Genomic DNA, 11572 nt, shown 5'->3' with positions numbered 1-11572 from the left:
GGGCTGCGGCGGGCGCGGGGTTGACGCGGCCGTGACGGCGGGCGGTCCGGTTCAGATGTGGGCGGCGCCCGCCCCGGCCCCGGCGTTCTCGCCGCGCTTGGTGAAGCAGGCGACGACCGCGGCGAGGACCGCGACCACTGCGGCGCAGGTGAAGGCCGTGCTCATGCCGGAGACGAAGGTCTCGTGCGCGACGGTGGAGATGGTCCGCGCGACCGGCTCGGGCACCCCCGGCGGGACGGGGGCGATGCCGACCTGGACGCCCCGCTCCGCGAGCTCCAGCTGCTCGGGGGTGAGCGGGGGCAGGCCCGCGCCCTTCCAGTTGTCCCCGAACGTGTCACTGACCTCCGCGGCCATGACCGCTCCGAGGACGGCGGTGCCGAGGCTTCCGCCGACCTGCATGGCGGCCTGCTGGAGACCGCCGGCCACACCGGAGAGCTCCAGCGGTGCGTTGCCGACGATGACCTCGGTGGCGCCGACCATGACGGGCGCGAGGCCCAGGCCCAGGAGTGCGAACCACAGGGACATCGTGAGGGTGCCGGTGTCGGGGGTGAGGCGGGACATCCCGAAGCAGGCGACGGCCGTGGCCACCATGCCGGCGACCAGCGGGACGCGCGGGCCGACCTTGGTGATGGCGGCGCCGGCCAGCGGCGAACCGATGATCATCATGCCGGTGAGCGGCAGCAGGCGCAGACCGCTGTCGACCGGGCTCATGCCGTGCACGTTCTGCAGGTAGAAGGTGACGAAGAACAGGCCGCCCATGAAGGCGAAGGCCATCAGCACCATCAGAACGGTGCCCGCGGACAGCGCCGTCGAGCGGAACATGCCGAGCGGGATCAGCGGCTCGGAGACCCGGGTCTCCCAGAAGGCGAAGAGGCCGAAGCACACCAGGGAGCCCAGGAGGAAGAGCAGGGTCCTCACATCGCCCCAGCCCCACTCGGCGGCCTTGATCAGCGCCCAGATCAGGGAGAACATCGCCGCGGACAGCAGCACGATGCCCGGCAGGTCGAAGGAGCGCGGGGCGTTCTCGGCGCGGTGGTCGAGCAGGATGAACAGTCCGAAGAGCAGCGCGACCACGCCGACCGGCACGTTGATGAAGAAGACGGACTGCCAGCTGACGTGCTCCACGAGCAGGCCGCCGACGATGGGCCCGGCCGCGGTCGACGCGCCGATGACCATGCCCCAGATGCCGATGGCCATGTTGAGCTTCTCGGCGGGGAAGGTGGCGCGCAGCAGGCCGAGGGCCGCGGGCATCAGGAGGGCGCCGAAGAGGCCCTGGGCGACGCGGAAGCCGATCACGAGCCCGACCCCGTTGGACAGGCCGATCACCGCCGAGGAGAGCCCGAAGCCGGCGATGCCCATGAGGAAGGTCTGGCGGTGCCCGAAGCGGTCGCCGAGCTTGCCGGCGGTGATCAGGGAGACCGCCAGGGCCAGCAGGTAGCCGTTGGTGATCCACTGCACCTGGGCCAGGCTGGCGCCGAGGTCCTTCTGGATCGCGGGGTTGGCGACGGCGACGATCGTGCCGTCGAGGGTGACCATCATGACGCCGATCGCCACCGCGAACAGCGTGAGCCACGGGTGGCCGCGCAGACCGGAGCGGACCGGTGACGGACTCGATTCCTTGGCAAGGGTGATCTGACCAGTCATGCCCAGCAGGTTAGTGACAGCGACTGACAGTTCACAAACGGCTTAGCGCGGCAGTAGCTGTCAGCTCCGTCACAGGTACCCTGACCGCTCACTCAGCGTCAGATTCAGCATCAGAGAGGACCCCGCGGTGATGACCGACGAGCGTCCCGCCCCGGCGGCCGGACTGCGCGAGCGCAAGAAGCGGCGCACCCGGGACGCGCTGCTGCGCGCCGCGCTGCTCCTGTTCATCTCGCAGGGGTACGAGCGGACGACCGTCGACGAGATCACCGAGACGGTCGAGGTCTCCCAGCGCACCTTCTTCCGCTACTTCGCGAACAAGGAGGAGGTCGCCTTCGCCGTCCAGGACCTGGTCGAGTCCCACTTCGTCGACGCGCTGGGCGCCCGCCCGCCCGGCGAGCCGCCGCTGGAGGCCATGCGGGGCGCCGTGCTCGCCGCCTGGGACACCCTGGACGAGGCCCTCTCCGAGGTGGTCCCCGTCGACCTGTACATGCAGGCCTACCGGCTGATCGAGTCCACGCCGGCCCTGCTCGCCGTCCACCTGCGGCGCTCCACGGAGCTGGAGGAGAGGATCGCGCGGCTGATCGCCGACCGCGAGGGGCTGGACCTGGACGCCGATCCGCGGCCCCGGGTCGCCGTCGCCGCGTTCTCCGGGGTGATGCGGGTCACCGGGAGGCTCTGGGGGCAGGGCGAGGACGTCAGCGTGACCGCGATCCGCCGGATGACCGAGGCCTACCTCGACCAGATCGGACCCGCCCTGGCGGGTCACTGGCGTCGGCCCGCGCCCGCCGAAAGCGCCTGAGGCCCGGCAGCGCGCGGCGGCCCCGGCAAAGCCGCCGGGCGTCTCCGGCCGGCGGTCCGGAGCACTCGACGGCGAGTTCCGGCCACCCCTCCGAAGATCCCCAACCGCCCCCGCCGCGACGGAGCGTGACCGTGCGGGGCGATGCGTACCACGGTCTGCCGTGAGTCCTGTCACCCCTGGCACCGCTGGCTCCAGGGGTCTCTTAGTCTGGCTCCAGTGAACCTGCCCGGCCGCCCCGCCCACCCCATCGCCGACGCCCCCGTCGACGCCCCCGTGCGTCCGGCCGTCCTGCGCATGCTGCTCGCGCTCGGCGTCGTCTTCCTCATGCTGGCGACCACCGGCTGGACCGCCGTGCACCGCCCGGAGACCGCGGTTCCGGCGCGGGCCGCCGCGCTCGCCGCGTGGGCCACGGCCCGGATCGACGGCCGGCCGGTGCCCGCGGCCGACGCCCCCGTGCGGACGGTCGCCCGTTTCTTCGCCGACCTCGACACGACCCGGCGCAACCACCTCGCCGACGGCTACCCGCTCGTGGTCGGCAACCTCGACGGGGTGCCCGCCACGACCCGCTACCGGGCCAACCACAACGCGCTCGCCCAGACCGCGCGCCTGGAGGAGGCCCGGGGCAAGGACGTGGCCCTCACCCCTGCCGACCGCGCCAACGCCATACGCAGGGCCCACCGCTTCGAGTCCCTCGCGGCGGGCGACCGACAGATCCTGCTCTTCGACCCCACCGGCGACGGCCTGGTCGCCGAGGTCTTCGGAGACCTCGACGGCGCCCGCCGGGTCTCGGTGATCGTCCCGGGCGTGGACACCGACGCCCTCACCTTCGAGCGCAGCCAGCGCCGGCTCACGGCCCCCGCCGGCATGGCGCAATCCCTGTACGAGGCCGAGCGCGCGGCCGCGCCCGCCGCCCGTACGGCCGTCATCGCCTGGGCCGGCTACGTGGCCCCCACCGGCGTGGGGGTGGACGCCGCCACCGGCCGGCTCGCCGTCCTCGGGTCCGTGCGGCTGGCGTCGCTGGCCGCGGCCCTGCCCGGGGACGCGGGCGTGGCCCTGTTCTGCCACAGCTACGGGTCCGTGGTGTGCGGGGTGGCCGCGCACGCGCTGCCGGAGCGGGTGACCGACGTGGTGGTGGCGGGCAGCCCCGGCATGCGCGTAGGGAACGCCGCGGAGCTGCACACCTCGGCGCGGGTGTGGGCCACCCGCGCCGAGGGCGACTGGATCGCCGACGTCCCGCACCTGGAGGTCGGCGGGGTCGGCCACGGGGCGGACCCGGTGTCGCCCGCGTTCGGCGCCCGGCTGCTCTCGTCCGCCGGGGCGCACAGCCACACCGGCTATTTCGAGCCAGGCACGGCCTCGCTGGAGAACTTCGCCAAGATCGGAACCGGCGATTTCGGTTCCGTCGCGTGCGCGAACGGCAGCGACGACTGCCGGAGCGGGATCTCCGGCACGGAAGGTGACTGACCGGTCGCGGACGGCTGCCTGAGGAACGCCTGACGGGCGTCCGACGCACCCCAGACCCGTAACAAGTCGAAAAATCGGGCCGGCTGACGAGGGGGACGCGCAGGGGCGCGTCCCTTTACCATGTGCCGCATGGGTGACGTACTGGCCGGAAATCATGCCGTCTGGGAGTTCGACGCCGACTCGGACTCGGTGCTCATCCGCTTCGCACGGGGGATGCGCACTCCGCGGCTCTGGAACGCGCTGGGCGAGCGCCGGATCCCCCTCGAAGCGCTGTCCGGGGTGTCGGTGGGTGCTGCCGCGGCCGGTGTCGGGCGGCGGGAGACCGTGGTGCTGCGCGCCACGCCGCGACCCGGGGCCGATCCGCTGATGGAGGCTGCCGCCGGGCAGCTGAAGGAGTCCTGCGATCCGTACCGGCTGGTGGTGCCCGCCGACCGGGCGGAGCAGGCCGCCGCCTTCGCCGGGGCGCTGCGCGACCGGCTGGGGCCGGACGGCGCCGACGCTCCGGCGGAACGGTTCCTCGTCGCGGTCCCGCGGCCTCCGCTCCAGCTGAAGGCGTACGACGCGCGGGTCGGGTTCGACGGCACGGCCGTGACGTTCCACTGGTCGCGCACGGGCGCGAGCAGTGCGAAGTGGCGCGCCGGGGACCAGAGGTTCGCGCTGGCGGCGCTGTCCGGGGTGGAGTGGGTGTCCCCCGACCGCCCCGGGGGCGGGTACCTGCGGCTGCTGCCGCGGGACGGCGCCGCGACCCCGGAAGCCCCCGACCACGACCTCGCGGCGGCGGTGTTCGGCGTGGGCTACGGGGCGGTGCACGAGTCGCTGCCCTTCGCGGCCGCCGTGCTCGCCGCGCTGCGGGAGCGGGCGCCGGTCGGAGCCGTCCCCCGCGCCCGGATATCGGGGGAACGGCTCCAGCACCTCAGCGAGCTGCACAGCACGGGCCTGCTGACCGACGCGGAGTACGAGACCCTCCGCGCCCGCTTCACGGCCGGCGCCTGATCCGCCGGGGGCGCGGGTCCGCGCGACCCTCGCCCTCGGCGGATCAGTCCTCGCGGGAGTCCGACGTGAAGGCCATGTCCGGGTAGCGGGCGCCCATCACCTGGGACGCGAGGGGCTCCAGCAGGTCCAGCTCCGCGGCCGTGAGGGTGATCCGGGTCGCGGCCGCGTTCTCCGCGAGGCGGCCCGGCTTGCGGGTGCCCGGGATCGGCACGACCGTCAGCCCGTGCACCGACGCCCGCTGCTGCACCCACGCCAGCGCGACCTGCGCCGCCGTCGCCCCGCGGGCGGCGGCGATCTCCCGGACCGGAGCCAGCAGGGCCGCGTTGGCCTTGGCGTTCTCCCCCGTGAAGCGGGGCTGGTTGCGCCGGAAGTCACCGGCGGACAACTCGGCGGCCGCGTCCGCGAAGGCCCCCGTCAGGAACCCGCGCCCGAGGGGCGAGTACGGCACGAAGGCCACGCCCAGCTCCGCCGCCGCGCCCACCGCGCTGCGCTCCACGCCCCGGCTGAACAGCGACCACTCCGACTGCAGGGCCGCGATCGGGTGCACCGCGTGCGCCTCGCGCAGCTCGGCTCCGGTCACCTCGCTGAGACCCAGGTGGCGCACCTTCCCCTCCTGCACCAGCTCGGCCATCGCGCCCACCGACTCGGCGAAGGGCACGGCCGGGTCGCGCCGGTGCATGTAGTAGAGGTCGATGACGTCCACGCCGAGCCGCCGCAGGCTGCCCTCGACGGCCCGCCGGACGTACGCGCGGTCGTTGCGGACCCCCCGGTACGCCGGGTCGTCGCTGCGCTCGATGGCGAACTTCGTCGCCAGGGTGATCTCGTCCCGGTGGGCGGCCACGAAGGGCGCCAGGAACTCCTCGTTCGCCCCGCGTCCGTAGATGTCCGCCGTGTCGAAGAGGGTGATGCCGACGGCCAGCGCCGCGTCCAGGGTCGCGCGGGCCGCCGCCCCGTCGGTCTCCCCGTAGAACTCGCTCATGCCCATGCAGCCGAGACCCTGGATCCCGACGACCGGGCCGCCCTTGCCCAGCTCGGCGCGTGCGATGGTGATCTGCTCCGTCATGACTGTGCCTTCCCCGTTCCCGCGCCCACCGCTCCCACGGTGTTCCGCGCATACATAGCGATCTTGCAGTCCAGTACCTCGAGCGCGTCCGTCAGCTCCGCGACCCGTGCCAGCACCTCGTGGCGCGTCCGCTCCAGGAGCGCGCGGCGCTCGTCCACCGTGTGGTCCCCTTCGCGGACGAGTTCGGCGTACCGGACCATGTCCGCCACCGACATCCCGGTGGCGCGCAGCTTGCCCACGAAGGCGAGCCAGCCGAGGTCCTTGTCGCTGAACCGCCGCTGTCCCGAATGGGAGCGGTCCACGTGCGGCATCAGGCCGATCCGCTCGTACCAGCGCAGCGTGTGCTGGGTCAGACCGGTCCGCGCCTCGACCTCGCTGATCGTGTACCGCGTCTCCGTCAGGTTCATGACCACTACGCTAAAACCCTGGAGTGCGCTCCAGGCAAGTGCGCGAAGTAGGCTCGGGCCCATGGAGAGCATGGAAGGCCTCAACGGCCTGGAAAGCCTGCGGACGATCGAGGACTGGCCGGTGCCCGCCGCCGCGGCGGCGGTCGTGCGCGCCGACGGGAGCCTGGCCGGCTCGCACGGTCCGGTGGACCGCCGCTTCCCGCTGGCCTCGGTCACCAAGCCGCTCGCCGCGTACGCGGTCCTCGTCGCGTACGAGGAGGGGGCGGTCGAGCTCGACGAGCCGGCCGGGCCCGAGGGCTCGACGGTCCGTCACCTCCTCGCGCACACCAGCGGCCTGGCCTTCGACGAGCACCGCGCGACGGCCCCGCCCGGACAGCGCCGGCTGTACTCCAACGCCGGCTTCGAGGTGCTCGGCGACCACCTCGCGAAGGCCACCGGGATCCCCTTCGCCGACTACCTGCGCGAGGCCGTCTTCGAGCCGCTGGGCATGAACTCCTCGACCCTGGAGGGGTCTCCGGCCAAGGACGGCGTCTCCACCGTCTCCGACCTGGTGCGCTTCGCCGCTGAACTCCAGTGCCCCCGGCTGCTGGACGTCCGTACGGTCGCCGAGGCCACCTCGGTGGTCCATCCCGGCCTCAAGGGCGTCCTGCCCGGCTACGGGCACCAGTCCCCCAACGACTGGGGGCTCGGCCTGGAGATCCGCGACGGCAAGACCCCGCACTGGACGGGCCTGACTTCCTCCCCGCGCACCTTCGGGCACTTCGGCCAGTCCGGCACCTTCCTGTGGGTGGACCCCGACGTCCGCGCCGCCTGCGTGGCGCTGACGGACCGCGCCTTCGGACCCTGGGCCGTGGAGGCCTGGACCCCCTTCACCGACGCGGTCCTCGCGGAGCTGCGCTCCCGCTAGGCGGGCAGCTCCCAGATCAGCAGTTCGCCCGGGGAACCGGCCGTGATCTCCAGGTTCTTCTCGCCGGTGATCCGCGCCGAGTCCCCGGGTCCCAGCTCGGCGCCGTCGAGCCTCAGGTCCCCGTGCACCACGTGCAGGTAGACCCGCTCCGCGTCCGGCACGGGGATCCGCTCGCCCGCGGCGGGCCGCCGGACGTGCAGTACGGCCCCGGCCGCCGGGACCTCGTACGGGGTCCCGTCCGCGAGGTCCCGCACGACCTCGTACGAGGGCTCCCCGCCCGCGGCCAGCGGCGCGAGCCAGGTCTGGACGAACCACAGCGGGCGGGCCGCGTCGTTGCGCTCCACGTGCCGGGCCCCGGAGCCCGAGCCCAGCCGCTGGACGTCCCCGGGCCGGACGGTGACGGTGTGCCCGGTGGTGCTGTCGCGGTGGGTGAGCTCGCCCTCCACCACCCAGGTCACGATCTCGGTGTGGCTGTGCGGGTGCTCGTCGAAGCCGGAGCCGGGGGCGAGCAGCTCCTCGTTGCAGGCGAGCACCGGGCCGAAGCGGATGTTGTCCGGGTCGTAGGAGGAGCCGAAGGAGAAGGCGTGCCGGGTGGTGATCCCGGTACCCGGATCCCCTCCCTCGTACCGGTCGGCGGCGCGGCGTACATCGATCATGGGAGCCACGGTAGCCCTCTCCGGGGGACCCCGGCCCGGGACCCGGGTCCGCGCCGGGCCGTCGATAAGGCAGTCTTGTCCCGTGCCCCAACCCGAACGTGAGCATTCCCCCGAGACCCGTCCCGCGCATCCGGCCCATCCGCATGCGGCGACGCTGCGCCGGCTGGAGAAGTCCTCCGGCCGGCTCGCCGCCAACGCGATCGCGCGCATGGACGAGGCCCTGCCGTGGTACCGGGCGATGCCTCCGGAGAACCGGTCGTGGATCGGCCTGGTCGCCCAGGCGGGCATCGCCGCGTTCACGGAGTGGTTCCGGCACCCGGAGACCCCGCAGGCCATCTCGACCGACGTGTTCGGCACGGCGCCGCGGGAGCTGACCCGGGCGATCACCCTGCGCCAGACCGTGGAGATGGTCCGTACGACGATCGAGGTCATGGAGGCCGCGATCGACGAGGTCGCGGCCCCCGGGGACGAGTCGATCCTGCGCGAGGCACTGCTGGTGTACGCCCGGGAGATCGCCTTCGCGACGGCCCAGGTGTACGCGCAGGCCGCCGAGGCGCGCGGGGCGTGGGACGCCCGGCTGGAGTCGCTCGTCGTCAACGCCGTGCTGTCGGGCGAGGCGGACGAGGGCGCCCTGTCGCGCGCGGCGGCGCTCGGCTGGAACTCCCCGGAGCACGTGTGCGTGGTGCTGGGCACGGCCCCGGAGGGGGACAGCGAACTGACGGTCGAGGCGATCCGGCGCGCGGCCCGCCACCACAAGCTCCAGGTGCTCACGGGCGTGCTGGGCGACCGGCTGGTGGTGATCGCGGGCGGCAGCGACAACCCGCTCCAGGTGGCGAAGTCTCTGATCGGCCCGTTCGCGGCCGGTCCGGTGGTGGCGGGGCCGGTGGTTCCGGACCTGCTGAACGCGACGAAGTCCGCGCAGGCGGCGGCCGCCGGGCTGAAGGCGTGCACGGCCTGGCAGGACGCGCCCCGGCCGGTCCTGGCGGACGATCTCCTGCCCGAGCGGGCCATCGCCTCGGATCCCTCGGCCAGGGAGCAGCTGGTGGAGGAGATCTACAGACCGCTGGAGGAGGCGGGCTCGGCGCTGCTGGAGACGCTGAGCGTCTACCTGGAGCAGGCGAGCAGCCTGGAGGGGGCGGCGCGGATGCTCTTCGTGCACCCCAACACGGTGCGCTACCGGCTCCGACGTGTGACCGACGTCACCGGTTGGTCACCCTCCGATGTCCGGTCGGCCTTTACGCTGCGGATCGCCCTGATTCTCGGGCGTCTGGCCGACGGAGATCAGCAGCCCTAGACTTTTGTCGGACATCAACAATTACCCCGACGGTTCTTCGTCCCTGTCCCCACGGGCGGCGGAGACCATCCACAAGAGAGAGTGTGAGGGTGCTCGTACTCGTCGCTCCCGGCCAAGGCGCTCAGACGCCCGGCTTCCTGACTCCCTGGCTCGAACTCCCCGGCGCCGCCGAGCGCGTCGCGGGGTGGTCCGACGCCATCGGGCTGGACCTCGTCCACTACGGCACCAAGGCCGACGAGGACGAGATCCGCGACACGGCGGTGGCACAGCCCCTGCTGGTCGCGGCAGGCCTGCTGTCCGCCTCCGCGCTGGGCACCCCGACGGCCTTCGGTGCCGTCGCCGGCCACAGCGTCGGTGAGATCACCGCGGCCGCGTACGCCGGTGTGCTGGGCGAGGGCGACGCGCTGTCGTTCGTCCGCACCCGCGGGCTGGCCATGGCCGAGGCCGCCGCCGTCACCGAGACGGGCATGGCCGCGGTCCTGGGCGGTGACCAGGCGGTGGTCGTCGCGCACCTGGAGAGGCTGGGGCTGACCCCGGCCAACATCAACGGCGCCGGCCAGATCGTGGCCGCGGGCACCGCGGAGCAGATCGCGGCCCTGGTCGCGGACAAGCCCGAGGGCGCGATGAAGGTCGTCCCCCTCAAGGTCGCCGGTGCCTTCCACACGCACCACATGGCGCCCGCGGTCGCCACGCTGGCGGAGGCCGCGAAGGCCCTCGCCCCGGCCGACCCGGCGCTGAAGTACGTGTCCAACCGGGACGGACTCGTGGTCGAGTCGGGCGCCGACGTCGTCGCCCGCCTGGTGGGCCAGGTCGCGAACCCGGTGCGCTGGGACCTGTGCATGGAGACCTTCTCCGAGCTGGGCGTCACCGGGATCGTCGAGCTGAGCCCCGGCGGCACCCTGACGGGTCTGGCCAAGCGCGCGCTCAAGGGCGTGCCGAACGTGGCACTCAAGACGCCGGACGACCTCGACAAGGCCGCAAAGCTCATCGCCGAGCTGACGGCCTGAGAGTAGGAGCCCACACAGCATGTCCAAGATCAAGCCGGCCAAGGGCTCCCCGTACGCCCGCATCCTCGGCGTCGGCGGCTACCGCCCGACCCGTGTGGTGCCCAACGAGGTCATCCTCGAGACGATCGACTCCTCGGACGAGTGGATCCGCTCCCGCTCCGGCATCGCGTCCCGGCACTGGGCCTCGCCCCAGGAGACCGTCGCCGCGATGTCGGTGGAGGCCTCCGGCAAGGCGCTCGCCGACGCCGGGATCTCTCCCGAGCAGATCGGCGCGGTGATCGTCTCGACGGTCTCGCACTTCAAGCAGACCCCGGCCATCGCGACCGAGATCGCGCACCGGATCGGCGCGGGCAAGCCCGCCGCCTTCGACATCTCCGCGGGCTGTGCCGGTTTCGGCTACGGCCTGACCCTCGCCAAGGGCATGGTGGTGGAGGGGTCCGCCGAGTACGTCCTCGTCATCGGGGTCGAGCGGCTGTCGGACCTGACGGACCTGGAGGACCGGGCGACCGCCTTCCTGTTCGGCGACGGCGCGGGCGCCGTGGTCGTCGGCCCGTCGGACGAGCCGGCCATCGGCCCCACGGTGTGGGGTTCGGAGGGCGACAAGTCCGAGACCATCAAGCAGACCGTGCCGTGGGACGAGTTCCGCAGCACGGACGCCGCCCAGAAGTTCCCGGCCATCACCCAGGAGGGCCAGGCGGTCTTCCGCTGGGCCGTCTTCGAGATGGCGAAGGTGGCCCAGCAGGCGCTCGACGCCGCCGGGATCACCCCGGATGACCTGGACGTCTTCATTCCGCACCAGGCCAACATGCGGATCATCGACTCGATGGTGAAGACTCTCAAGCTGCCGGAGCACGTCACGGTCGCCCGCGACGTGGAAACCACCGGCAACACGTCGGCCGCCTCGATCCCGCTCGCCATGGAGCGGCTCCTGGCGACCGGAGCGGCGAAGAGCGGCGACACCGCGCTCGTCATCGGCTTCGGGGCGGGGCTCGTCTACGCCGCGACGGTCGTTACCCTCCCCTAGGGCCCGGATCACTTCCGGACCTGTTCCACCAGCTAGCTAGCCACAGAAGGAGCGCCACATGGCCGCCACGCAGGACGAAATCGTCGAGGGTCTCGCGGAGATCGTCAACGAGATCGCGGGCATCCCGGTCGAGGACGTCGAGATCGACAAGTCCTTCACCGACGACCTGGACGTCGACTCGCTGTCCATGGTCGAGGTCGTCGTCGCCGCCGAAGAGCGCTTCGACGTCAAGATCCCCGACGAGGACGTCAAGAACCTCAAGACGGTCGGCGACGCCGCCGCCTACATCCTGAAGCACCAGGCCTGAGCCTGAC

12 protein-coding genes are annotated in these 11572 nt (G+C 72.8%); 8 read left to right on the top strand and 4 right to left on the bottom strand.

Features of this window, described 5'->3' with window-relative positions:
- Positions 1–51 precede the first annotated feature (51 nt).
- Complete coding sequence (locus ACFY15_RS22020) at positions 52–1644, bottom strand: MFS transporter (RefSeq protein WP_390689135.1); 1593 nt, start codon at positions 1642–1644, stop codon at positions 52–54.
- A gap of 130 nt (positions 1645–1774) precedes the next feature.
- Here ACFY15_RS22020 and ACFY15_RS22015 point away from each other — a divergent pair, with 130 nt between their 5' ends.
- The 3 genes from ACFY15_RS22015 to ACFY15_RS22005 all read left to right on the top strand — a co-directional run bounded on the left by ACFY15_RS22015 (position 1775) and on the right by ACFY15_RS22005 (position 4900).
- Positions 1775–2443 (top strand): TetR/AcrR family transcriptional regulator, encoded by a 669-nt coding sequence (locus tag ACFY15_RS22015; RefSeq protein ID WP_390689134.1) that lies wholly within the window; start codon positions 1775–1777, stop codon positions 2441–2443.
- A gap of 294 nt (positions 2444–2737) precedes the next feature.
- A complete protein-coding gene (locus tag ACFY15_RS22010) occupies positions 2738–3907 on the top strand; it encodes an alpha/beta hydrolase (protein WP_390825984.1) in 1170 nt (389 codons plus the stop codon).
- A 129-nt stretch (positions 3908–4036) separates the two neighbouring features.
- The gene (locus tag ACFY15_RS22005; RefSeq protein ID WP_390689133.1) at positions 4037–4900 is read left to right on the top strand and encodes a DUF4429 domain-containing protein; all 864 of its coding nucleotides are present in this window, start codon (positions 4037–4039) and stop codon (positions 4898–4900) included.
- A 43-nt stretch (positions 4901–4943) separates the two neighbouring features.
- On the opposite strand, the gene ACFY15_RS22000 is transcribed toward ACFY15_RS22005, so the two are convergent.
- The gene (locus tag ACFY15_RS22000; RefSeq protein ID WP_390689132.1) at positions 4944–5963 is read right to left on the bottom strand and encodes an aldo/keto reductase; all 1020 of its coding nucleotides are present in this window, start codon (positions 5961–5963) and stop codon (positions 4944–4946) included.
- Positions 5960–6370, bottom strand: coding sequence for a MerR family transcriptional regulator (locus tag ACFY15_RS21995; protein WP_390689131.1), 411 nt, complete (start codon positions 6368–6370; stop codon positions 5960–5962). The genes ACFY15_RS22000 and ACFY15_RS21995 overlap by 4 nt, the downstream gene beginning before the upstream one ends.
- A gap of 88 nt (positions 6371–6458) precedes the next feature.
- Between ACFY15_RS21995 and ACFY15_RS21990 the strand changes: the two genes are divergently transcribed.
- Positions 6459–7277, top strand: coding sequence for a serine hydrolase domain-containing protein (locus ACFY15_RS21990; protein ID WP_390689171.1), 819 nt, complete (start codon positions 6459–6461; stop codon positions 7275–7277).
- Here ACFY15_RS21990 and ACFY15_RS21985 read toward each other — a convergent pair.
- A complete protein-coding gene (locus ACFY15_RS21985; RefSeq protein WP_390689130.1) occupies positions 7274–7933 on the bottom strand; it encodes a pirin family protein in 660 nt (219 codons plus the stop codon). The two genes, ACFY15_RS21990 and ACFY15_RS21985, sit on opposite strands and share 4 nt — an antisense overlap.
- Positions 7934–8015: 82 nt before the next feature.
- Between ACFY15_RS21985 and ACFY15_RS21980 the strand changes: the two genes are divergently transcribed.
- The 4 genes from ACFY15_RS21980 (at position 8016) to ACFY15_RS21965 (ending at position 11565) form a co-directional block, all read left to right on the top strand.
- The gene (locus tag ACFY15_RS21980) at positions 8016–9227 is read left to right on the top strand and encodes a CdaR family transcriptional regulator (protein ID WP_042819076.1); all 1212 of its coding nucleotides are present in this window, start codon (positions 8016–8018) and stop codon (positions 9225–9227) included.
- A gap of 89 nt (positions 9228–9316) precedes the next feature.
- On the top strand, positions 9317–10234 hold the full coding sequence (locus tag ACFY15_RS21975; RefSeq protein WP_390689129.1) for an ACP S-malonyltransferase: 918 nt from the start codon (positions 9317–9319) through the stop codon (positions 10232–10234).
- Between the two features lie 19 nt (positions 10235–10253).
- Positions 10254–11258: a ketoacyl-ACP synthase III gene (locus tag ACFY15_RS21970; protein WP_390689128.1), complete on the top strand. Its 1005-nt coding sequence runs from the start codon at positions 10254–10256 to the stop codon at positions 11256–11258.
- A 58-nt stretch (positions 11259–11316) separates the two neighbouring features.
- Positions 11317–11565, top strand: a complete 249-nt coding sequence (locus ACFY15_RS21965; RefSeq protein WP_390689127.1) for an acyl carrier protein — start codon at positions 11317–11319, stop codon at positions 11563–11565.
- Positions 11566–11572: the final 7 nt, after the last annotated feature.

It is taken from the genome of Streptomyces sp. NPDC001373 (genome assembly GCF_042895815.1).
GTDB lineage: Bacteria > Actinomycetota > Actinomycetes > Streptomycetales > Streptomycetaceae > Streptomyces.
The sequence above is the reverse complement of the archived record's forward strand: the minus strand, read 5'-3'. Positions and strand labels throughout refer to the sequence as shown.

What these genes read in the sequence shown, in the direction of transcription:
- ACFY15_RS21995 (WP_390689131.1), bottom strand. Translation starts at nt 6,370, where the DNA reads ATGAACCTGACGGAGACGCGGTACACGATCAGCGAGGTCGAGGCGCGG.
- ACFY15_RS22000 (WP_390689132.1), bottom strand. Translation starts at nt 5,963, where the DNA reads ATGACGGAGCAGATCACCATCGCACGCGCCGAGCTGGGCAAGGGCGGC.
- ACFY15_RS22020 (WP_390689135.1), bottom strand. Translation starts at nt 1,644, where the DNA reads ATGACTGGTCAGATCACCCTTGCCAAGGAATCGAGTCCGTCACCGGTC.
- ACFY15_RS22015 (WP_390689134.1), top strand. Translation starts at nt 1,775, where the DNA reads ATGACCGACGAGCGTCCCGCCCCGGCGGCCGGACTGCGCGAGCGCAAG.
- ACFY15_RS21965 (WP_390689127.1), top strand. Translation starts at nt 11,317, where the DNA reads ATGGCCGCCACGCAGGACGAAATCGTCGAGGGTCTCGCGGAGATCGTC.
- ACFY15_RS22005 (WP_390689133.1), top strand. Translation starts at nt 4,037, where the DNA reads ATGGGTGACGTACTGGCCGGAAATCATGCCGTCTGGGAGTTCGACGCC.
- ACFY15_RS21970 (WP_390689128.1), top strand. Translation starts at nt 10,254, where the DNA reads ATGTCCAAGATCAAGCCGGCCAAGGGCTCCCCGTACGCCCGCATCCTC.
- ACFY15_RS22010 (WP_390825984.1), top strand. Translation starts at nt 2,738, where the DNA reads ATGCTGCTCGCGCTCGGCGTCGTCTTCCTCATGCTGGCGACCACCGGC.
- ACFY15_RS21985 (WP_390689130.1), bottom strand. Translation starts at nt 7,933, where the DNA reads ATGATCGATGTACGCCGCGCCGCCGACCGGTACGAGGGAGGGGATCCG.